This is a genomic window from Winogradskyella sp. (assembly GCF_045105575.1).
In the GTDB taxonomy this organism is placed as follows: domain Bacteria; phylum Bacteroidota; class Bacteroidia; order Flavobacteriales; family Flavobacteriaceae; genus Winogradskyella.
This window is the reverse complement of the sequence record NZ_JBGCDQ010000036.1, coordinates 21,852-45,443: the sequence shown is the minus strand read 5'-3', so window position 1 is coordinate 45,443 and position 23,592 is coordinate 21,852. Positions and strand designations below refer to the sequence as shown.

16 protein-coding genes are annotated in these 23,592 nt (G+C 31.6%); 2 read left to right on the top strand and 14 right to left on the bottom strand.

Annotated elements, in window-relative coordinates; translation table 11 throughout:
* Positions 1-11: 11 nt before the first annotated feature.
* Complete coding sequence (locus tag AB8B52_RS08995; protein ID WP_406027283.1) at positions 12-1,559, bottom strand: lipopolysaccharide biosynthesis protein; 1,548 nt, start codon at positions 1,557-1,559, stop codon at positions 12-14.
* A 670-nt stretch (positions 1,560-2,229) separates the two neighbouring features.
* On the opposite strand from AB8B52_RS08995, the gene AB8B52_RS08990 reads away from it, so the two are divergent.
* Entirely contained in the window at positions 2,230-7,821 is a 5,592-nt protein-coding gene (locus AB8B52_RS08990; protein WP_406027281.1) for a T9SS type A sorting domain-containing protein, read from the top strand.
* 219 nt (positions 7,822-8,040) lie between these two features.
* On the opposite strand, the gene AB8B52_RS08985 is transcribed toward AB8B52_RS08990, so the two are convergent.
* From AB8B52_RS08985 to AB8B52_RS08925, 13 genes are all read right to left on the bottom strand, one after another.
* Positions 8,041-9,141 (bottom strand): O-antigen ligase family protein, encoded by a 1,101-nt coding sequence (locus AB8B52_RS08985; protein WP_406027279.1) that lies wholly within the window; start codon positions 9,139-9,141, stop codon positions 8,041-8,043.
* Between the two features lie 30 nt (positions 9,142-9,171).
* The gene (locus AB8B52_RS08980; protein WP_406027277.1) at positions 9,172-10,605 is read right to left on the bottom strand and encodes an MBOAT family O-acyltransferase; all 1,434 of its coding nucleotides are present in this window, start codon (positions 10,603-10,605) and stop codon (positions 9,172-9,174) included.
* 5 nt (positions 10,606-10,610) lie between these two features.
* A complete protein-coding gene (locus AB8B52_RS08975; protein WP_406027275.1) occupies positions 10,611-11,567 on the bottom strand; it encodes a hypothetical protein in 957 nt (318 codons plus the stop codon).
* Positions 11,568-12,671 carry a glycosyltransferase family 4 protein gene (locus AB8B52_RS08970; protein ID WP_406027273.1) on the bottom strand — a complete coding sequence of 368 codons (1,104 nt, stop codon included), beginning with the start codon at positions 12,669-12,671 and terminating at the stop codon, positions 11,568-11,570.
* Positions 12,672-12,674: 3 nt separating this feature from the next.
* On the bottom strand, positions 12,675-13,772 hold the full coding sequence (locus AB8B52_RS08965; RefSeq protein ID WP_406027271.1) for an acyltransferase family protein: 1,098 nt from the start codon (positions 13,770-13,772) through the stop codon (positions 12,675-12,677).
* A gap of 146 nt (positions 13,773-13,918) precedes the next feature.
* The gene (locus AB8B52_RS08960; protein WP_406027269.1) at positions 13,919-14,959 is read right to left on the bottom strand and encodes an alpha/beta hydrolase family protein; all 1,041 of its coding nucleotides are present in this window, start codon (positions 14,957-14,959) and stop codon (positions 13,919-13,921) included.
* An 85-nt stretch (positions 14,960-15,044) separates the two neighbouring features.
* A complete protein-coding gene (locus AB8B52_RS08955; RefSeq protein ID WP_406027268.1) occupies positions 15,045-16,424 on the bottom strand; it encodes a nucleotide sugar dehydrogenase in 1,380 nt (459 codons plus the stop codon).
* Positions 16,425-16,581: 157 nt separating this feature from the next.
* A complete protein-coding gene (locus AB8B52_RS08950) occupies positions 16,582-17,601 on the bottom strand; it encodes an NAD-dependent epimerase (protein ID WP_406027266.1) in 1,020 nt (339 codons plus the stop codon).
* A gap of 89 nt (positions 17,602-17,690) precedes the next feature.
* Entirely contained in the window at positions 17,691-18,068 is a 378-nt protein-coding gene (locus AB8B52_RS08945; RefSeq protein WP_406027264.1) for a hypothetical protein, read from the bottom strand.
* Positions 18,069-18,110: 42 nt separating this feature from the next.
* Positions 18,111-19,310, bottom strand: a complete 1,200-nt coding sequence (locus AB8B52_RS08940; RefSeq protein WP_406027262.1) for an alanine dehydrogenase — start codon at positions 19,308-19,310, stop codon at positions 18,111-18,113.
* A 197-nt stretch (positions 19,311-19,507) separates the two neighbouring features.
* Positions 19,508-19,816, bottom strand: a complete 309-nt coding sequence (locus AB8B52_RS08935; protein ID WP_406027261.1) for a DUF4139 domain-containing protein — start codon at positions 19,814-19,816, stop codon at positions 19,508-19,510.
* A 315-nt stretch (positions 19,817-20,131) separates the two neighbouring features.
* On the bottom strand, positions 20,132-20,551 hold the full coding sequence (locus AB8B52_RS08930; RefSeq protein WP_406027259.1) for a thiol-disulfide oxidoreductase DCC family protein: 420 nt from the start codon (positions 20,549-20,551) through the stop codon (positions 20,132-20,134).
* Positions 20,552-20,612: 61 nt separating this feature from the next.
* A complete protein-coding gene (locus AB8B52_RS08925; protein WP_406027257.1) occupies positions 20,613-22,781 on the bottom strand; it encodes an endonuclease MutS2 in 2,169 nt (722 codons plus the stop codon).
* Positions 22,782-22,892: 111 nt separating this feature from the next.
* On the opposite strand from AB8B52_RS08925, the gene AB8B52_RS08920 reads away from it, so the two are divergent.
* The gene (locus AB8B52_RS08920) at positions 22,893-23,567 is read left to right on the top strand and encodes a uracil-DNA glycosylase (RefSeq protein ID WP_406027255.1); all 675 of its coding nucleotides are present in this window, start codon (positions 22,893-22,895) and stop codon (positions 23,565-23,567) included.
* Positions 23,568-23,592 lie beyond the last annotated feature (25 nt).

Here is a 23,592-nt window from a genome sequence, read left to right as displayed (position 1 = left end):
TCTGAAATTATCTAGTTTAGTTTTAAAGTTTTCTTTATTAGGTTTTTAATACGTGTCCAAAATACTCTAAAGCTTTTATTAAAAGAGTAGAGTAGTGCGCCATAAATTACAACAATTAGAAAACTTACTTTACAACTATAAAAAAACCAACTTAAAAAACTTAGTTCATTATCGATGATTAAAAAATGATTGATACAAAAATTAATTAATAAACATGATAATACTAAGCTTAAAACTATTGGTGTTAATCCTTTCCAATAAATAAAAACGCTCTTTTTAAAGCCATATTTAAATAAATAATAAGGTTTCCATAATACACCAATTATAAATAGACTGCTTACTGTACCGGCTACAATACCAGAAATACCATATATGCTACCAAGCGTAAAAGAAACCAACAAATTTATTATTGCTTCTGATATTGCAGCCCAAATATCAGAATACAAGCCATAAGCATTTTTAAAGCGATTTATAGTTGCTGTAACTTGCATCAAAAAGAAATTAGCTATAAATAAAATAAGTATTATTTTAGAAAGTACATATTCTTCACCCAACCATAATAAAATCAGCTGATCCATTGTGTAATAGATGCTTAAGCTAAAAAAACCAGCGATAAAAAATTGTACTGAAATCAATTCCCAAAATACTTTATTTACATTTTCCTTATCATCTTCGGCAATTAGATTTCCAACAGCTGAACCAGTGCCAGCAAATGCCATCATAATAAGACTATTTAATTTTGAAAATACCAAAAAATAGTTACCAAAAAGTGCTACACTTTGAAGATTAATTAAACCATAGATTAATAGATTGTCTGTACCATTTTTTACAAATTCACTTATTTTATGAAAGAATACTTGTTTTACCTTTTTTATTATTTCTGGGTATTCCTTAATTACGGATGTTTTTTTATTGTAATTAATTATAAGCCAAGGGTAAATTTGCTTTATCTTTTTTCTTAGGGCAATACTATAAATGATGCTAAACACTAGCTCTAGTATTATGTACAGGAAAAAATTTTTGTAATATAAGACAATAATTACCTGAAGTAATACTCGGATAATATGAAAGCTTTGAAAGTACTTTTGAATAATATAACCTTTTTGATCAGCACCAAATAAACTAGCATGGTAATTGACAAAATAAGCTAATAGTGTAGATATCATTAAAGTATAGAACACAAAATATATAAGAGCCAATGAAAACTGAGTGTCAGAAAATATATACGGGAAGAATAATGATATGATTAAACCAACAGCTAATATGCCTAGTCCAATTTTTTTATAAAGTACACCAAGTAGGGCTATTATTTTATTTATTTCTTTTTGGTTGTTGTTATAAAGAGGCTTATACAAGGTAAAGCCTATTGCAGTTCCAATACCCAACTCCGCTAAATTTAAAAAACCGAGAATACTTCTTAATGTTGACTCTAGCCCAATAAAGTCATCACCAAGTTCATCTAAGAAAATTTTTCTAGAAAAAAATTGAATAAAAATAGATATGGTGAAAAAAAACACACCAACCTTAGCATTTTTTAAAGATTTGGAGACTCTAGACATTTTAAGTTTATTCTCATAGGCAATAATTACCCACGAATTATTTTTATATACTAATAATTAATCAAGATACATACTCTGTTTTCTGTAGGTTAAACAGAGTAATCACTAAGAACTAATAACTTTAATATTAAATTATTGAAAGACAAATATTAAAAAATGAAAATTATTATTATCAATTTTCATGATAATTTACAATAAAACAGGTCTAAAATACATTTAGCTTCGTTTTGTTAATATTAAAATACGGATCGGACTGCATACTATTTCAACTTAAGTTGTCTTTTTCTTTATGTGTTAATAACTATAAGATAACAATGTTAAAATTTCTAATAAGTTTAATTATCAGATTTTTAGCTTTGTATTTCCAAAAGAGAATAGTCTTTTTTATGTAAATAGTACTGTTTATTTTTATTTAGAGATTTTCTTTAAATTTAGTTGATATTTATTTCTAATGATTATGATAAAATATTAAAGAAATGTTAAATAAACAGAGCTAAGATCTAAAGGTTGAATTTAGGCGTATTTATAATTAATTGGTCTAAGTAATATTTTTGGTTGTTTTTTCTTACATTTTTAAATCATTTAATCGAATAATTATGTATTTAGAGGTAGGAAACCAAAATTATTTACTTTATTGCAAATGCCCTAAAATTGATTAAAGCAAAGAAAAATGAAGATGAGTTTTAATAGCCTACGATGCATACAGAATAAAATAAAATTCTGTCTGTTAATTTTAATTTTAAATTGTTTTGTACATATAAACGCACAGCAATTAGCATTTCCAACAGCCATGGGTGCTGGCGCTTACTCCACTGGCGGAAGAGGCGGTGAAGTTGTACATGTTACAAATTTAAACGACAGTGGAACTGGCTCCCTTCGATGGGCATTAACACATTCTTCTAATAAAAGTGTGAGTAGAACTATAGTGTTTGACGTTAGTGGTATAATTAATTTACAGTCAGACATATACGCTAGTAATGGAGCGGGAGATGAAGGAGGCTACGCAGATGGCATAACAATAGCAGGTCAAACAGCTCCAGAAGGTGGAATAACAATTACGGGAGGAAAAATATTTTTAGTAGCTATAGATGACGTAGTAGTGAGATACATTAAGTTCAGGTCAACAAGGAACGTAGATGGATGCTTACAGTCACAAGATGCAAATAATATAATGTATGATCATTTATCTGGTAGTCATGTTGAGAGTGCTGAAGTTACTTTCAGTATCGTATCTAATAGTTCTGAGCTACTCACAACAGGAAAGACAATTCAAAATTGTTTAGTATCTAATTCCGGGTTAGGATTTATTTTAGGAGATACAACGCCCCCAAATAATACTCACAATGAAGAATATTCAATTATAAATAATTTATTTGTAAATGTCGGTCATAGAGCACCAGGTAAAATTGGTGGTGCAGTGAGATTAGATGTTATAAATAATGCAGTTCATAATTGGATTACGCGTTTAATTAGAATAGATGATTGGGATTATACGCTTAATCATATTGGTAATTATTATTCTAAAGGTGGACGAAGTACTAATTTAGCAAATACCGCTTATTTTGGAACAAACAATGGTTTAATTTACGATAACGATAATTATTTGGATCCGGGTTATTCGGGGCATGCTTGGACTGATTTTGACCAGCCAAGAGTTGATCCATTACCTGCGTCACAATTTGTAGATACACCTTTTGGATATAACAATCCAGAAACACTTAACATCCTTCCGCATATAAATTTAAAAACAGAAGTTTTGCCGTATGTTGGTGCTTATAAATACATTGACAATAATGGGTTAGTCACAGAGAACAGAGATGAGATAGATAGTTCAGCAATTAATCAAGCTATTACTGAGGATTTAACTCAAACTTCGTCAAATATTTCTTATGCTATAACTTTGCCTCAAATACCTACTGAAAATAATTCTAGACCTGATAATTTTTATCAAAGTAACGCTCATATTCCAGAAGCATACTTAGAAAGTAGAGGAATCGTTGGAAATGCAAGTATTCATAATGAAACACAACCTTCTGGTTATACTTTATTAGAAGAGTATATTAATCAAGTTGATGGTGAGTTAATTACAGCTGAAAGTGTATCAATTACACCTGATACAGATACGCTAACTGTGCCAGAAGCTTTATCTTTATTGATTTTTTTTTCACCGAGCAATACCACTGACCAAAGTGGTATTTGGTCGTCGAGTAACCCATCGGTAGCTTCAGTAGATCAAAATGGATTGGTAAATTCTATATCAGCCGGAGAAGTGGTTATTACTTTTACATCTAATGATGGTGCTTTTTCAAACTCATCATTGATAACGGTTTTACCTGAACCATTTGAAGCTAGTGCAGGTGAAGATCAAGAGATTTGCGTGGGTCAAACGGTTACTTTAACTGCATCAGCCTCTAATGGTGAAAACTTTTTATGGGATAATGGTGAAACGACTGCCTCTATTGAGGTTACACCAGAAACAACAACTATATACACGGTTATTGTCTCTGACGGTGAGGGTAATTCGGATGAAGATAGTGTTGTTGTAACGGTTAATGAAGTCCCAGTAGCAGATGCTGGTGAAGATCAAACCATTTGTGAAGGCGATACCATAATCATTACAGCATCTGGTGGTGACACCTATTTATGGAGTACTGGTGAAACTACTGCGACAATAGAAGTGAATCCGACGGAAGATACAGCATTTAATGTAGAAGTAACTTCGAACAATTGCTCAAGTACTGACGAAGTTATTGTTTTTGTAAATGCGTCTCCAAGCTTAACTGTTACTAATGATGTTGTCATAGTTGAAGGAGATTCTACTATTTTAACAGCAAGTGATAGTGATAACTATCTGTGGAGCACAGATGAAGTTACATCATCTATTTCTGTTTCACCAATAGCAACAACAATCTACACTGTTGAAACGACCACTGCTAGTGGTTGTGTTACTAGTGAAACTGTTACAGTTACTGTTGTACCTGAGGTTATTGCTAATGCAGGTGTTGATGTTTCAATTTGTTTTGGTGATACAATTACGCTCACAGCATCTGGTGGATCCACTTACTTTTGGGATACTGGATCTACAGGTGCTGAACTTTCGGTTTCACCAACTGAAACCACAACATACACGGTTACAGTTGAAGATGACTATGACTTTACAGATTCAGATGAAATTACTGTTTTGGTTAATGAATTACCAAGTATAACTGCGAGTGAAGATGTATTTGTTATGTTAGGTAATACAGCTACATTAACAGTAGATGGTGGAGAAAGCTATGAATGGAGTACTGGTGAAACTACCCCTGAGATTTTTGTAAGCCCAGAAGTTACAACGACATATAGTGTTGTAAGTACTGGTGTTAACGGCTGCGAAAGTATCAATGAAATTATCGTAACTGTAGTTGATATTTTAAGTGCTAATGCAGGTAATGATGTGTCTATTTGTTTAGGCGAAAGTGTGACTTTAAATGGATCTGGTGGTATTACCTTTACTTGGAATAATGGAGATGTAGGTCCAAATCCTAATGTTACTCCAAGTGAAACTACAACTTATACAGTTACGGTTACTGATGGATTTGGTAATTCAGATTCAGACGACGTTACAGTCACAGTTAATCCAATTCCAGTTGCAGATGTAAGTGAAGATCAAGTTATATGTGAAGGTGAATCTATAACACTTACAGCAAATGGTGGCGATACATACTTTTGGAATACTGGAGAAACAACAAGTTCTATTACTGTAAGTCCCAATCAAGATTCCATTTATTCCGTTGAAGTTATATCCAATTCTTGTTCTGATGTTGCTGAGATTAGCGTTACAGTTTTACCAACGCCTAATCTTGTATTGTCTGAGGATGTAGTTATAGTTACAGGTAATTCAACTATACTTGAAGTTTCTGGTGGCGATTCTTATTTATGGAGTACAGGTGATTCTAATCAAAGTGTAGAAGTCAGTCCAACAGAAACAACAATATATAGTGTAACCGCATTCTCATTAAATGGATGTGAAACCTCTGAAAGCATTAGTGTTACGGTTGTACCAGAAGTGTCTGCAGATGCAGGACCAGATGTTTCAATTTGTTTTGGTGAGAGTATTACTTTAACAGCATCGGGTTCTCAAAATTATCTATGGAGTACAGGTGAAACAAGTCCTACAATTACTTTGAATCCTACAGAAACTTCAGAATATACAGTTACCGTATCTGATAATTTTGGAAATTCTGATACGGATAGTATTATAATTACAGTTAATGATTTGCCAACACTCACAGTTAGTGAAAATATAATGATTATTGAAGGTGAAACAACCGAACTCGCTGTCAATGGTGCTGCAAGTTACCTTTGGTCTACAGGTGAAACAACAAATGTTATTAGTGTCAGTCCAACCGAAACAATAACATATAGTGTTACTGGTTTTTCTGAAAATGGTTGCGAAACCCAAGAGGAAGTAACTATAACAGTTATACCACAAGTGATTGCTGATGCAGGACCAGATGTTTCAATTTGTTTAGGTGAGAGTATTACTTTAACTGCATTGGGTTCTCAAAATTATGTATGGAGTACAGGTGAAACAAGTCCTTCAATTACTTTGAATCCTACAGAAACTTCAGAATATACAGTTACCGTATCTGATAATTTTGGAAATTCTGATACGGATAGTATTTTAATTACAGTCAATGATTTGCCAACACTCACAGTTAGTGAAAATATAATGATTATTGAAGGTGAAACAACCGAACTCGCTGTCAATGGTGCTGCAAGTTACCTTTGGTCTACAGGTGAAACAACAAATGTTATTAGTGTCAGTCCAACAGAAACAATAACATACAATGTTACTGGTTTTTCTGAAAATGGTTGCGAAACCCAAGAGGAAGTAACGGTAACAGTTATACCACAAGTGATTGCTGATGCAGGACCAGATGTTTCAATTTGTTTAGGTGAAATTGTTACTTTAAATGCATCTGGTGGTGTAACTTATGCTTGGGATAACGGTGGAACCAGCGCTACAAGAACTTTTATTCCAAATGAGACTACAATTTACACTGTTACTGCCTTTGATGAATATGGTAATTCAGATTCGGATAGCGTTACAGTTACGGTTAATCCCTTACCTGTTATTAATGTAAGTGACAATATCACTATAATTGAAGGTGAAAGCACAACTTTAAGTGTAAACGGAGCGCAAAACTATATATGGAATACAGGTGAGACGTCAAATACTATTTTAGTAACTCCATCAGTCACGACGACATATTCCGTAACAGGAATTACAAATGGATGTAGTAGTGAAACCGTACAAATTACGGTAATTGTAGAACCTTTATTTATTGCATCAGCAGGTGTTGATGAGCGTGTTTGTGATAATCAAACTACTGAAGTAGTTTTAACCGCAAACGATGGAGATAGTTACTTATGGAGCACAGGTGAAACAACACAGAGTATTACCGTTAGTCCATTATCTACGGCCTCTTATACTGTTACAGTCACCAATAATGGACAAGAAGATAATGACGATGTCATAGTATATGTAGATCCAAGCCCAGAAGTAGTAATCTCAAATGGCGATAGTATAGATATATTAAGTGGCGACTTCGTTACATTGTCTGCATCTGGTGCAAATTCATACCAATGGGATAATGGAGCAACACAACCTAACATTGCTGTAAGTCCATCCGTAACTACGGTTTATGAAGTAACAGGTTTTATAGGAGAATGCTTTGACGAAAAAGCGGTAGTGATAAATGTATATGAACCAGTAGAGGCTTATGCAGGTGAAGATGTAATTATCTGCTTAGACGATGTAACTACATTAACAGCTACTGGTGGAGATGAATATGTTTGGAGTACGGGCGAAACGACGCAATCTATTCAAGTCTCCCCAAGTGAAACCACAGATTATACGGTAACTGTATTTAATCCTTTAGATTTTGATGAAGCAACTGTGACTGTGGAAATAGAGAATAATTGTGAAGGACAAACAGTTATTAATCCTATAGGTATACCAAGAGATTTTGATTTTGATATATATCCAAATCCTGCTTCGGATATATTAAATATTAAATATTCAGGTGTATTTGAAGTATCAGATGTACATATTTACGAAGTTACAGGGAAGTTAATAAAGCGTGTTCAAGTATCCAACGAGAATGTTAGTCTCAGTGCAACACAACAGATTGATATTAGTTCGCTTCAATCTGGTGTGTACTTTATAAAACTTATAGGGGAAGAAAAAGATATTATTGAGAAACTTATTGTCAAATAATGTTAGTTATAAGTTTTCTTTTTACAAGAAATATCAATTTAGTCACACTTTGATTTAAAATTCTGATAAACTTTTTATAAAAGAATTTCGGTTGTAAATATAAGGTAATACCGACAAAAATTGTTGTTGAATTTTAGAGTAATAATTTTTATATTCCAGTCATTTTATTAATTAGGATTAAGCACGGCTAAGAACTTATTTGCTATATTATTATTATTATTAATCTACTAATTGCAGTTCTTGTTCTTCAATTGCAGTAATTTGATATTGTATCCACATGGCGGCAAATGAAACGTAATAGAATGTGAAAAAATTATGATTAGCCATTAGAAATAAAGACAACCCTATCATTTGCATAATCAAATTAGGCTTTTTATTAAAGTATACTATGCTTTTATATATGAGGTAGCCCATGTATACCAAGAATAGTATAAATGGTAATATACCTGCTTCACCAAGTATAGCTAAAAAGGTATTGTGAGCTCCCAATCTTCCTAGTTTACCAGTAAAAGAACCATAACCATTTCCTAATAATGGGGATTCTAAAATCTCGTCATAAAACTTCGCCCAAGTATCTGATCTTGAATCTTCATTTAGTTCTTCAGATGAAACAGCATTGTCATTATTTACAAAACTTTTCAGTTGTTCAAACCTTGGGTTGTTTAAACCTACAACTTCGTCAATTAAAAATAGCGTACTAACAATTAGAAATCCAAGACCAAATATTCTAATATTTTTTAAGCTTATTTTTAAGGATATGACATTAATTAATAGCCAAATAACAATAAATGTTCTTGAAAAAGTTAGTAAGCCCGCCAAAGTAAATATGAATTGCCCTGATAGTTTAAACACTTTGTTTTTTAATCCATAGGTAGAAGCATAACCTATGATACAGATAAAACCAGCTTCATTTGGTGCTAAATAAAATCCACTATATCTACCAAATTCACTAGTAAATAATATAGCCTCTAGTGCAATTGTTAAGGAACCTATTAATAAAAAAAAATTATACTCTCCTGTGCTGATATGTTTAGCCAATTCATATGCACTTATAAGATAAATAAAATATTTTATTGTATCCATAATGAATTGAACGGTTTCTCCTGTATAGTTAAAACCACCAATCATAAAAAATAAAATAGAAATAATAATTAGCCACCAATTGGGTGTTGTTTTCTTTTCCAAAAAATAATACAATGCCAATAATACAATAGTCGCATAACTCATAAGTCCTCCTACTGTACCTCCATATGCAGATAACGAAATTGATGGTATATTTAATATGACTAAACCAAAAGTTATATATTTTAAAATTTTCATTTTAGTTTCTATTGATCATTTTAGATTATATTAAAATTGAAAATATATAAATGCTTGTTGTTCTCCCGTAAAACTGAAAATCAAAATAATTATTAAAAAATAAAACGACCATCGTAAGGGTTTGTTAATAGTATCTATTTTGTTAATTGCATATTCACCTGACCTACCTAACCATTCAATACAAAGAAAAAATGCTACTAAGGCTAGTATAGAACTCGGAAATATTTCAGTTTTCGAAAATAAAGAACTCGTAAATGTATTCTTTAAATACAAGAAGGCATGAGTAACATTATCAGCTCTAAAGAATACCCATGCAATTAGTGTTATAAAAAAGGTAGTGCTCATTTGCCAAAGTTCTCTTAGGCTCGGTAGATACTTGCCTTGCGCTACTATATCTGTATTAACTCTATTTTTATTAAGAAGTAGTAAAGGCAAAAAATAGATTGCATTTAAAGCTCCCCAAACTACAAAAGTCCAATTAGCACCATGCCAGAAGCCACTGACAATAAAAATTATAAACGTATTTCTAATCTTCATTTTTAAACCACCTCTACTACCACCTAGAGGAATATAGAGGTAATCTCTAAACCATGTAGATAAAGAAATGTGCCATCGTCTCCAAAATTCAGCTATATCTCGAGAGAAATATGGAAATGCAAAGTTTCGTTTTAAATCAAAACCAAATAATCTAGAGATACCAATTGCAATATCAGAGTAACCTGAAAAATCACCATAGATTTGAAACGCAAAGAAAAATGCACCCAGCATTAATGTACTACCAGAGTAGTCTTCATAATTATTAAAGATGATATTGGCATACTTTGCGCAGTTATCAGCAATGACCACTTTTTTAAATAGTCCCCAAAGTACTTGGCGCAATCCATCTACAGAATTACTATATATAAATTTACGTTTTTTATGAAATTGTGGTAATAAATTAGTCGCTCTTTCAATAGGACCTGCAACTAATTGAGGGAAAAAACTAACAAAAGCCATGAATCCAATAAAGTCTTTAGTTGGTTCTAATTTTTTTCGATATACATCAATAGTATAACTTAAAGTTTGGAAGGTATAAAAGCTAATACCTACTGGTAAAATAATATTAAGCGTATTAATACTAAGTTTTTCACCAAAAAAGGTGAAAGAGTCTACCAAGCTATTGATAAAAAAATTATAGTATTTAAAGAATCCTAAAAAGCCAAGATTAACACAAATACTAATCCACAGATAAAGTTTACGTCTAGATTGATTTTTGGCAGAATTTAATAATATACCCATGGTATAATCTACCACAGAGCTAAATAATATTAAAAATAAGAAGCGCCAATCCCACCAACCATAAAAAACGTAACTAGATATAGCAATTAAAACATTTTGGCTTTTAATCCGATTACTACCAATAAGCCAGTACAGCGCAAAAACTATAGGCAAAAACAGAAAAAATTCTATTGAATTAAAAAGCATAGGATCTAGTTTTCTTTAATGGTTTCAATTAGTTGTTTACTAGCCTTTTCAGCACCTCTATAATTCAAATGGTGATAATCAGTAAAATCCGTATCTAAATATTTATAGTCTTTGTAACTATTAAAATCATAGTACGGTATCTGCTTTTCACTTGAAAATTTATTATAATAATCGCTCTCATCAGTTTTTATTGTTTTGGCAACTCGAGATGGAGGATAAGGTGTTCTTATATAAATTAATTTGATATTATTGGCTGCTGCAAGGTCTTCAATTTTTGAAAAAAAATTTACAAATCTTTCTTCATTGAAGGATGTAGTTTCTAAATTACCTATTGGGTCAAAAGATTTTATTTTATTAGCTGTTACCGTAGTTGTATCATACAAATATCCTTTAATCCATTTATCGGATTTTCTTTTTTCGCTTTTATTAGATAGTAACGCTACGAAATCTTGCTTTATGTAATTATTGAATTTCAACAATGGTAAAATATAATTCCTAACACCTTTTTCTCCGTAGCCGTCAGTGATTAAATCAAATTTATGTTTTGTTGAATTAAAAAATGAAGCATTAGAAAAGATTTGATAAAAATCATGACTATTATCTGAAGTTTCAAAGTAGAATTCTAAGACCACATATTTTGGATTTTGATAATCTAAAATTTCTTTTAAAGAATAATAAGATTCAGCAATATCTTGAGCCGAAGTCCCCATGTTATAAGATTTTAGGTTTAAATATTTGTCTATTATCTCTGGGTTAAATGCGGTATATGATCTACTTGATCCAAGTATAACTAAATCGTATTTGTTTTTATTGGTATGAATATCGTTCCATTTTAAATAGTTTTTGTGTGTCTTATTTTTAATGGCTTTATATGCAGGATATTCATAAATAACCAGTATTATCAAATTGATTAATACAAAGATAAATACCCCAAAAACAATTTGCTTTAAGAATTTTTTCATTTAACGTAAATGTCTTAAAATTAAATTTTTCCAGCTAGAACTGACATAAGTGTCAAGAAAATTTTTAGTTGTTTCTTTAGATTTATTTGAAAATGACATTTGTAATTCATCACTTTTAACCAATTCACCTAATTTTTCAACAAATATATCTTGGTCGTCTACAGGGACTAAAAAGCCATTTTCTCCATCATTAATTAACTCAGAAGGTCCATAATTACAATCAGTAGATATCGACGGCAATCCAAAGTGCATAGCTTCCAATAAAACATTAGGAAAACCTTCTGCCTTTGAGGAAAATGCAAAAATTGAAGCTTTATTGTAATAATCTTGTACGTTCTTTACTTTAGATATCAATTTAACTTTATGTGACAACTTCAACTCTTTAATTAATTTTTCGAGTTTAGATTTGTTAGGTCCATCACCAACTAGTAATAATTCCCAGTCATCTAATTGTAGCTCATTAAAGGCCTGAATAATTCTCTCTTGCCTTTTGTCGTCATTAAAAGTACCAACAGATAATATAATGTTTTCCCTATTAGTAGTGTAAGGTTTCCTAAGTTGGGAAAATTCTGTGGATATAGGATTAGGTAAAACTACCATTTCCTTTGTTTTAATCATACTTCCATAGAGTTGCTTTACTTTTTCAGTTTGTACAATTAAACAATTGGCTTTTGGATAGATATATTTTCGGAGTATTACCCACAATTTTGGAATATCACTCTTTAAGGGATCATTACGTTCACTTATTAAACAGGGGATTTTATTCATTTTTGCTGCTAACACAGCTTTCACATTGGCTTGTGTGATAAAACCAATAAGCAAATCGATCTTCTCTTGTTTTGTAATTTCACTTACTTTTTTAAGAATTATATAATTTAGTTTTAATGAATCAATAATAGATGTTGATCTTCGTAATTCTTTAAAACAAGATATCACCTTAACTGATTCATGTAAAGTATAAAACGGATCTGACTCAATAAAAGTAATGATTGTAACATCAAAATCTTCTAATAAACTATTACTTAAATTTGTTATAACACGTTCTGCACCGCCAGGCGTTAAACCTCCAATAACAAATGCTATTTTCTTTTTTTTAAGCGTCATAACCTAGATAGAATTAGATTTAAGTTTATTTAAAAAATTATTTTCCTTAAGTTTTTTTCTCAAGTAAGTTCCTAAAGGTTTCTCAATAAATTTATTTATTAGATATGAAAATGCTAACATACCCGTTATTACAATAATTAATAGCACCCACTTATTTATATACTCACCAAAATTATTAAAGATGATATATCCTATTTTTTGATGAATAAGATATAAAGGGTATGTTAATACACCAAAATATAGGAATATCTTTTTGTTAAAAACGGATAATTTATTACTGCTTACTAAAAACATAAGTACAAAGAAAAGCGTAATTAATATATAAACAACATTTATATCGTAAGCATTATCATATTTTAAGTTACGTTCAAAAATATCTTTAGACATTAAATAAATAGCTAATGCATATGAAGCAATAATTGGCAAAATATTTTTGATTATGTTTTTTTCAGTTTTAAATAAGAAAAAAAACATGCCAGCAACAAAATAGGGGCTCTTACTGGCAAAACATACTAAGTATATGATTTTCATAAAAGTTGGAGCTTCTGACAATGGCAGAATAATTTGCAATACTGTTACTAATAACAAAAGCCAAGCAAAAATTTTAATATATTTTATAAGTCTAAAAAAAAGTAGTAAACCAATAAGAATATAAAATTTTAATTCTACAACTAAAGACCAATAGACACCGTCTACATGTTCCACACCAACAAAGCCATTAAACATGGTTAAATTGATTAATACTTGCTTTAAATTAACACTAAATAGTGGCGCACCATATAAAAGTATAATTGTAGCAGTTAATAAGACGCAAAACCAAAAGGCTGGATATAACCTTGTAAAGCGTGAAATACAAAAGTCAATAAGATTAGAGTTTTTTGCAGACATTAGAATTACAAAACCACTAATCATAAAGAATAACTCGACACCAAGATAACCGTATTTAGAAAAACTTTCTAAAGGTTCAAACTCTAAAATTGAATAATTATCCTTGGCAAAGCCTCTAAAACAATAATGGTAAAAAACAACATATAAGGCGGCTAAAAATCTTATCAGATCAAGATGATATAGCCTTTCTGTTTTGACTAGAGTAGTACTCATTAGTTAATGTGTAGATTTAGATTTCAAATATGTAAAAAAGACTTTAATAATGAATTGTTTTTAAGCTAATAGGAAAAAAACATCGATATGCTTCAATGAAATGAATTTTTGTGCTGATTTTATTGATAATCAGTGTAAATAATGTTTCAATTAATGTCATTTTTTTCTAGTAAATCATTAAAAGCAAATTCTGTTAATATTTCATGGTTACCTTTAAAGACTGTTAGGCGAACATTGTTCTGTTCTTTTTTCAAGCAAATAGCTCTATTATTGATGTGACCGAAATTACCGAGAGCTTCTCTTTGTTCAAGTAATTTCATTTTTTCTAAATCTGATACATATTTGGATGCATCTTTTACTGCTAAATCACTCAATATTTTATTATAAAAGTTTATTGATTGTGTTATTGGTACACTTCCTTGGATACCATCATATATACCTGCATAAATATATAATTTTTGATTATCTAGTTTTTCAATCGGTGTATCCCAATAAATTGGTGATCTTTCTTTAGCCCGTTCAACATTCAATTTATCAAGAGATCCTGTGCATGCTAGAATATCCTCTTTATAATTCTCTCCTCTAAGATTACTTTGCTTATACCAAGCCACCAAGTCCGAAATTGATGCCCAAGCCGAATAAGCTTTAATCTTATGCTTGGATTTCATGAAACTACTTAACGTAGCATAACCTCCTCCACTAAATCCAATTACATATATATTTGAGTTATCTACATTAAAATGTGATTTAGCATAACTAATGGAGTCATCAATATCTGCAATAACTAAGTCACTAGCACAAGCACTAATGGTGTTATTTGGGCCACGAAAGTTTGGATGAATATAGTTTAAATCGTTTTTTAAACACAGTTGGGCAATAGGATCATACTGAGAGAAATCGCCACTCCAAGTGTGTAGACTGACAATTAAAGGTTGTGATTCTTCGGATTTAGAGTTATAAATGTATGATTTTTGATATGTTGAATCTTGGCTCGATTTAATATTTACAATTTTAAATTGGTCTCCCCATTTTCGCTTATTAGTCTTAAAAAGCGATTGATGCGAATTTAAAACAGGTGTGCTAATCGAGGTCCAAATTGAATCATTATGCCTTAAATATATTCCTAGAATAACGCCTAACAACAAGGTAATAAGGACTAATACTAATTTTAGAATATTGCCTTTCATTGCTACTCGTGTTTTTCAATATATCAGATTTAATAAAAAAATCAGGGTTTTTCTAAAATATATAGATTAAAAAAACCCTAGTAATTTACTTTCCTATCGAAGAATATTCAAAACCAATAGCTTCCATTTCAGTTTTGTCTAATATGTTTCTACCATCAAAAATAAATGCAGGCTTTTTCATATTAGTATATATTTTTTTCCAATCGTAAGTTTTAAACTCATCCCATTCTGTCATAATTGTTATAGCATGAGCATCTTTGGCAGCCTCATAAGGATCTGAAAATGTAGTGACTAATGCTTGGTTTTCTTCTTCAGTTCTAGTATTAAGATAATTGAGGTCTGCTTGCGTTTTTGTTTCGGATACTTTTGGGTCAAAGACAGCAATGTGAGCCTGCTCACTTAATAAATGATCTGCAACATAAATAGCTGCCGATTCTCTAGTATCATTAGTGTCTTTCTTGAAAGCCCATCCAAGCATTGCAATTTTTTTACCCGAAACAGTGTTGTATAACGTACTGATAAGGTTGTCTGAAAAACGACGTTTTTGATGGTCGTTTAAAATAATCACTTGTTCCCAATAGTCAGCTACGGCATTAAGTCCATAACTTCTGGCAATGTAGACCAAGTTTAAAATATCTTTTTGAAAACAAGAACCTCCAAAACCAATTGACGCATTTAAAAATTTTGATCCAATTCTAGAGTCCATACCTATAGCCTTAGCAACTTCGTTAACATCGGCTTCTGTATGCTCGCACAATTCTGAAATAGCATTAATTGAAGAGATACGTTGCGCTAAAAATGCATTTGCAGTTAACTTCGATAATTCTGAAGACCAAACATTAGTTCTTAAAATACGATCTTGAGATACCCAACTTCCGTAAACACTTGCTAAACTCTCAATTGCATCTTCTGATTCTCCACCAATTAGAACACGATCTGGATTTAATAAATCTTGTACAGCAGTCCCTTCAGCTAAAAATTCAGGATTAGATAAGATGTCAAACTTAACATCACTGCCAGTGTTATGCAAAATGCTTTTAATAGCTTGTGCCGTTCTTACTGGTAATGTAGATTTTTCAACCACAATTTTATCCGTTGTTGCTACTTGTGCAATATTTCTAGCACAAAGCTCAACATATTTTAAATCAGCAGCCATACCTTTACCTTTTCCATAGGTCTTGGTAGGAGTATTTACTGAAATAAAAATCATCTCAGATGCTTTAATCGCTTTGTCAATTTCTGTAGAGAAGAATAAGTTTTTTCCTCTAGTTTCAGCAACTATTTCTGCTAATCCTGGTTCGTAAATAGGCAATTTAGATACATCAGCATCATTCCAAGCGTCAATACGATCTTGGTTAATGTCTACAATAGTGACGTTAATATGAGGATTTTTCTTTGCTATTACTGCCATGGTTGGGCCACCGACATAGCCAGCACCAATACAACAAATGTTTGTAATTTTCATAATTTTAAGTTTATTAGATTCGGGTGAATTCCTTAATGACTGCAAATTTCAATTAAATTATTGTAGTCTTCTAAATTTCTATATTAACGACATTTTTTTACGATGAACTTCACCACATTAAATTAATCGACCAGATATATCGTTTAATGGTTGTTTATTAATTGTAATAGCCTTTAAACCAGTCTATAAAAGATTTTACTCCATGTTTTATTGAAGTATTGGGACTATAATCGTAATCCTTTATCAATTCATCAACATCTGCCCAGGTACGTTCCACATCACCAGGTTGCATGTCCATCATATTTTTAGTAGCAACTTTATCTAAATTAACCTCTATTTCTTTAATAAAGTCTAATAATTTTACGGAGTTGTTGTTTCCAATATTGTAAACCTTATAAAGGTTTTTATCTTCTATGCGCTTTTCCGTTGATTTTTCAATAATACGTACAACCCCCTCTACAATATCATCGATATACGTAAAGTCGCGTTCCATATTCCCATGGTTAAATACTTTTATGGGTCTGTCATTTACAATGGCATCTGTAAATAAAAACATGGCCATATCTGGTCGTCCCCAAGGTCCGTAAACGGTAAAGAATCGTAACCCGGTTGTCGGAATATTAAATAAATGGCTATAAGTATGCGCCATAAGTTCATTACTTTTCTTAGTCGCTGCATACAAACTAATAGGATGATCTACATTATCGTCTGTTGAGAATGGTATTTTTTTATTCATACCATAAACACTAGAACTACTAGCATACACCAAATGTTTAATATCATTATTTCTACAACATTCTAAAATGTTTAAAAAGCCTACTAGATTAGAATCTACATATGTTTCAGGGTTTTCTAAACTATATCTTACACCTGCCTGAGCGGCTAGATTACAAACAATATCAAATTGTTCATTTTTGAATAACTTTGGAAGTTCATCACGATTTTCGAGATTCATTCTAACAAATGTAAAATTACTCGAGCTACTATTGCAAAGTATATCAAATTTCGAAGCCTCAGATTCTGAAATTCCTAATTCATTTAAGCGTGCATATTTTAAATTAACATCATAGTAATCATTGATATTATCCAAGCCAACAACTTGATGTCCTTTGGATAGTAGAATTTTAGAAACATAGAATCCTATAAATCCTGCTGCACCTGTTACTAATATTTTCATAATAATTTCGTTTTACTTTTTTTAAATGATTTCAAATATTAAAATTTAGAATGAAACTTCTAAATTATAAATAGAAGAATTTCAATTTATTAGATGTTTGTGTAATTAATATCGAGGAGCGTCGCTATAGAATCGCAATTTTTAATTTTCAACTCCAGATCACACGTTTTATAAGTGTTTTCAATGAAGTATACTTTACAAGAGTCCATTTTGGTTTTACTCTTTGAAAAATCGACACTGCCAAACTTTACTAAGTTAGTTATGGTTGTTGAATCTAGCTCTTGTTGCATAATGAAACTGCTTGCTTTAGTTGAATAAGCAATAGGTTTAGAACTAATATTTTTTGTTGTTCTGGCATTTGGGCTATAATCGCAAGATGCATCTTTACCGTTTAAAAAGAACATAAGGAGCAGTAAACCAATAGCAAACCCACCAAGATAATAACCTAAACGATGTACAAATTTCATATAAATTTAATGAAGTGAACAGATACTGAAACAAGTTCAGTACTAGAAAATTAATAAATTGGCATCGTTATAATCTAAATTGAACCATTCTGCAACGGATTTATTAGTTAAAATGCCGTGGTAAAAATACAATCCATTTTTTAAACCACGGTCAAATCGAAGCGCATTTTCTATGCCTCCGTATTCTCCGATTTCTAATAAATAAGGAGTAAAGATATTACTTATAGATACCGAAGCTGTTCTGGAGTAACGTGCAGGAATATTTGGAACACAATAATGAATCACTCCATTATATTCAAACGTAGGTTTATTATGTGAGGTAACTTCACTGGTTTCAAAGCAACCTCCCATATCAATGCTGACGTCTATAACTACGGAGCCTGCTTTCATATTGCATACCATACTTTCTGTAACTACAACTGGTGCACGATTGGTACCACGTACAGCTCCAATGGCTACATCACAACGTTTTAAGGCTTTTAAAAGACTTTTAGGTTGCATAGTTGAGGTATAAATAGTGCGACCCAAATTAGTTTGCATCCGACGTAATTTCGTGATTGAACTATCAAATACTTTTACATTTGCACCTAAACCAATAGCAGAGCGAGCCGCAAACTCTCCCACAGTGCCAGCTCCTAAAATCACGACTTCTGTCGGTGGAACACCATTAATATTGCCCATCATTAAACCGTTGCCACCATTGACATTAGATAATAATTCTGAAGCAATTAATATGGAGGCTGTACCTGCAATTTCGCTTAATGAACTTACGGCAGGATAAGCACCATCGTCATCTTTAATATATTCAAAAGCCAGAGCTGTAATTCGTTTTTTCGCTAAGGCTTCAAAATATGATTTTTCTTGTGTTTTTATCTGAAGCGCAGAAATTAAAAGGGTCTGTGGATTTATAAGTTTAATTTCGTCTAAAGAGGGTGGCTCTACCTTTAAAATAATAGGGCAGGAGTACACTTTTGCAGTATCCTTAGTGACTTCAGCACCTGCTTCGCTATAAGTTTTATCTTTAAAATTGGCTCCTTCACCTGCACCAGACTCAAACAGTACACGATGACCATTAGCCGTTAAAGCAGAAACGGCATCTGGTGTTAAGCAGACACGACGTTCTTGGAAGTGCGCTTCTTTAGGAATACCAATAAAAAGTTCTCCTTTTTTTTTCAGAATTTCTAGGGTTTCTTCTTGAGGTAATAGTTGTGCTTTGGTAAATGGTGATAGCGATGTACTCATTGAAGCAAGTGGCTTTGGTTTTCTATTGCAATATAGCGAATAAGGCGATATTAACGAAAATGATTATTCTTTTTATGAGACACTAAATTTTAAAGCACTTTTATTCAAATTAAATTAAACTGTTTTTGTTTTTTTGAATTGAAAAACTCAGCCAATCGATAAAAAATGATTGGTCTGAGTTACAATTAAAATGGAAACTATAAGTTAACACGTTTTCCTTTAGGAAATTTAACGGTGTAAGCATGTTTCAACTTGTCAGTTTGTCCTGATTTTAAATTAATAACCCAAGTCATTACACCTTTTTCTTTATTATAAGTTGAATTTCTAGTTTCAATATCATCAATTTTAATGGCTTTGTTTTGACTTTTAGGAATACGATCGAGAAGGGTTAATTGAATCGCTGTTTGCTTGTTGTTCTTTATTTCAATTTCAAATGCTTTTTGAATGACTTTATTATTGCCGATAAATGTGGTCTTTTTAAAATCATTTAGTTGTGTGCGTTTCACCACAATAAATTCCGAGGTTAAGACGAGTAAACCTTACTTTTCATTTAGTAAGATGTACGTTTTTAAACTGCAATTAATAGATAGAATTTGCACTTTTAACATCTAAAACAAATATAAAACGGTTTATAACGAGTTTTTTAGGTCTGTTTTAGAGATGATTATATATTTACGATAACAAAATAATGTGCTATGAATTAATGCTAAATTTTCCCTTATTATATAGCATTGAAAATACAAGTTTTGTTTAGATTAAATTAGTTTTAAGTAAGTTGTTAATTTAGAAAAGCCCTTTCATTGGTTGTGAAAGGGCTTTTATTATGCTAAGAATTTTGCTTTAAGTTCTGGTGATGGAATCATACAAGATTCTTTTTTACCATACCATTTGTAACGGTTTTTCGCAATAAAATCATACACCCAATTTCTTATAAAAGTAGGTATCACAAAAAAAACTGACAATATGTTTAGAGGAAATCCCAATTGTTTTGCAACTAATAATGCAGCGGTAGATTTATAAGTTAAGTGATTTTTTTCAGAATTATAAAGTAATATCGAATCTGTTTTATTTGTATCGATGTTAAATTTTTTGATGATTTCACTTCCAATATCACTTTCTAAAGGCGCAAATAAAAACTGATTTTTTTTATCGCGTTTTATCACAAACAATACACTGCTATTGCAGAGATTGCAGACGCCATCAAAGAGTATAAGTTTTTTGTTATTTGGAATATTAATCATAATTTCACAAAGATAAAGACTAGAAATTTAGATGATAAGCCATTAACATTGAATTAAGAGATTACCTTTTCTTAGCCTCAACCAATTCTAATAAATCCAAACTCACATTAGTGGTAAACATACCATAATTCACAATAGCTTTTCCTTTTTCTATAGCATCTAAACTTCCAACAGCTCTGCCATCGTGCATTCTTACTTTGTCTCCAATTTTTAAAATAGGTTTTGGTTTTTCTACTTTAACTTCTTTTTGTTTGGCAGCTTTTTTCTTTTTCCTAATAACGTCAACTTTCTTTTCAGCTTCTTGCTTTATCTGCTGTTCTTTATTTTTTTCGGCGCGTTTTTGTTTAGCAGAAACTTTTTTGCGTTTAGAGTTTTCAATCTGAACTAATTTAAATAGCTCAGCCATCAATTCGCGCTTCTTTTGATTATCAAAGTATTTTTCTGAAATATCATTGACCTTCTGACCTAAATAAATAAGACGTTGGTTGGCATCATATAATTCTTGAAAACTTTCGAGTTTTTTCTGAACCTTTGCATTCACTTCTTCAAGCTTATCTGCTTCAGATAATTTCTTCTTTTCATTTTCTTTTAGCGCTCGTTCGGTACGTTCTAGCTTACTGCGTTCTTTTTGAAGTTTTGCAATCGTCGCATCAAACCGCACTTTGCCACGTTCAATTTTTTTCTTCGACTTATTGATTAAACTATACGGAATACCGTTTTTCTGTGCGACTTCAAACGTAAACGAACTTCCTGCTTGTCCAACAACCAACTTATACATAGGCTCTAAGCTTTTTTCGTTAAAAAGCATGTTGGCATTTTGCATGTAAGGCAACTCGTTAGCTAAGAGTTTTAAATTAGAATAGTGCGTGGTTATAATACCGAAGGCTTTTCTATCATAAAAGACTTCTAAAAAGGTTTCAGCCAAGGCACCACCAAGCTCAGGATCACTACCTGTGCCAAATTCATCAATTAAAAAGAGGGTGTTTTTATTACATTTTCTTAGAAAATAATTCATCTGTTTTAGACGATAGCTGTAGGTACTCAAATGATTTTCTATAGATTGATTATCACCAATATCACTAAGAATTCTATCAAATAAACAAACGGTACTGCGTTCATGTACCGGAATAAGCATACCGCTCTGTATCATGGTTTGTAATAAACCAACGGTTTTTAGTGTAATACTTTTTCCACCAGCATTTGGGCCTGAAATGACAATAATTCGGCTGTCTTCACTTAAGCCAATGGTTTGCGGAAATGTGGTTTCGCCTTTTTCTTTATTCGTAAGGTATAAAATAGGGTGGTAGGCATCTCTAAAATGCATGGTGCGTTCTTTAGAGAATTGTGGTAAAATAGCATTCAGGCTTTGTGCATACTTTGCTTTAGCAGAAATTAAATCTATTTTAGTTAAAAACGCTTGGTAATTTTTTAATAACGGTAAGAAAAGACGAACGTAATTGGTTAGTTCTTTAAGAATTTTAACAACTTCCTCTTTTTCTTCGTATTCTAAATTGTTGAGTTCTCTAGAATATTGCAAGGTTGTTTCGGGTTCAATATAAACAATGCTTCCGGTTTTACTGCCTCCCATTATGGCACCTCGTACTTTTTTACGATACATCGCTTTTACAGCGAGTACACGTTTGTTTTCTACAACTGATTCTCTAATGTCATCTAAATAATCGAGATTATGATAAGTGTTTAATGCCGAAGAAAAACTACTATTAATTTTGCCTTTTAGCTTACTTATGGTTCTTCTTAATTCTAAAAGTAGAGGTGAAGCATCATCTTTAATATCACCAAAGCGATCAACAACGATATCAACTTGCTCAATCATGGTTGTATTGAGTTCTACGTGCAAACTGTATTGGTGAAGTTTTGGATAATAGTCTTTAAATTTATTTAGAAATTTTAAAATACCATTTACGGTTAGTGAGGTGCTAACAATGCGTTGTAAACTTTTAACTTCTAAGTAGGTGTTTTCAATTTTTAGAAGTTTTAATTCTTTTGAAATGGTATCAAACCCATGATTTGGTATGCGGTTATCATTGTCGTAAGACGATAAATATTCATTAACATACTCAAGTTCGCGCATAAGTAGGTCTTCTTCTTCAAAGGGAAGAATAGACAACGCAGCTTCTTTTCCTAGAGCGGTAATCGTAAGTTCACTTATATGTTCTAAAACCGTAAAAAACTCAAGGTCTTTTAAGGTTTTTTCGTGAATATTTATCATGTAATCTTTTTCTTTTTATAGTACTACAAATTTAGCGTAAATGTGGCTAGATGCCTAATACTCTCAATTACTTTTCTAAATCCTTATTTTTGAATAAAATTATAGAAACTCATGACCATTAATATTCACGAAAGCTGGAAAGAACCGCTTAACATTGAATTTGAAAAACCCTATTTTAAAGATTTAGTGACCTTTGTGAAGCACGAGTACCAGAAATATAATTGTTTCCCTAAAGGTGCTGAAATTTTTAATGCATTTAATCAGTGTAAGTTTCATGATGTAAAAGTGGTCATTATTGGTCAAGATCCTTATCATGGTCTCGGACAAGCCAATGGTTTGTGCTTTTCCGTGAATGACGGTATAAAACATCCTCCGTCATTAATTAATATTTTTAAAGAGTTAGAACAAGATTTAGAAATACCATATCTTCAAAGTGGCAACTTAATGTCATGGGCAAAACAAGGAGTTTTACTTTTAAATGCCACATTAACCGTTAGAGCACATGAAGCTGGTAGTCACCAGAAAAAAGGCTGGGAACAATTTACAGATGCGGTTATTAAGACTATTAGTGAGGAAAATAAAAATGTCATTTTTCTACTTTGGGGAGGATTTGCAAAAAAGAAAAAGAAATTAATTGATGTTAAGAAGCATGTTGTTTTAGAAAGTGGACATCCATCTCCATTAAGTGCTAATAGAGGGTATTGGTTTGGAAATAAACATTTTAGTAAAACTAACTCCCTGTTGGAGCAAGCTGGCGAGACTTTGATTGATTGGCGATTACCTTAGGTGATTTCTCAGTTTTTATCGCTTT

Coding starts and splice junctions, on each gene's coding strand:
- AB8B52_RS08995 (WP_406027283.1), bottom strand. CDS start 1,559: ATGTCTAGAGTCTCCAAATCTTTAAAAAATGCTAAGGTTGGTGTGTTT.
- AB8B52_RS08990 (WP_406027281.1), top strand. CDS start 2,230: ATGAAGATGAGTTTTAATAGCCTACGATGCATACAGAATAAAATAAAA.
- AB8B52_RS08985 (WP_406027279.1), bottom strand. CDS start 9,141: ATGAAAATTTTAAAATATATAACTTTTGGTTTAGTCATATTAAATATA.
- AB8B52_RS08980 (WP_406027277.1), bottom strand. CDS start 10,605: ATGCTTTTTAATTCAATAGAATTTTTTCTGTTTTTGCCTATAGTTTTT.
- AB8B52_RS08975 (WP_406027275.1), bottom strand. CDS start 11,567: ATGAAAAAATTCTTAAAGCAAATTGTTTTTGGGGTATTTATCTTTGTA.
- AB8B52_RS08970 (WP_406027273.1), bottom strand. CDS start 12,671: ATGACGCTTAAAAAAAAGAAAATAGCATTTGTTATTGGAGGTTTAACG.
- AB8B52_RS08965 (WP_406027271.1), bottom strand. CDS start 13,772: ATGAGTACTACTCTAGTCAAAACAGAAAGGCTATATCATCTTGATCTG.
- AB8B52_RS08960 (WP_406027269.1), bottom strand. CDS start 14,959: ATGAAAGGCAATATTCTAAAATTAGTATTAGTCCTTATTACCTTGTTG.
- AB8B52_RS08955 (WP_406027268.1), bottom strand. CDS start 16,424: ATGAAAATTACAAACATTTGTTGTATTGGTGCTGGCTATGTCGGTGGC.
- AB8B52_RS08950 (WP_406027266.1), bottom strand. CDS start 17,601: ATGAAAATATTAGTAACAGGTGCAGCAGGATTTATAGGATTCTATGTT.
- AB8B52_RS08945 (WP_406027264.1), bottom strand. CDS start 18,068: ATGAAATTTGTACATCGTTTAGGTTATTATCTTGGTGGGTTTGCTATT.
- AB8B52_RS08940 (WP_406027262.1), bottom strand. CDS start 19,310: ATGAGTACATCGCTATCACCATTTACCAAAGCACAACTATTACCTCAA.
- AB8B52_RS08930 (WP_406027259.1), bottom strand. CDS start 20,551: ATGATTAATATTCCAAATAACAAAAAACTTATACTCTTTGATGGCGTC.
- AB8B52_RS08925 (WP_406027257.1), bottom strand. CDS start 22,781: ATGATAAATATTCACGAAAAAACCTTAAAAGACCTTGAGTTTTTTACG.
- AB8B52_RS08920 (WP_406027255.1), top strand. CDS start 22,893: ATGACCATTAATATTCACGAAAGCTGGAAAGAACCGCTTAACATTGAA.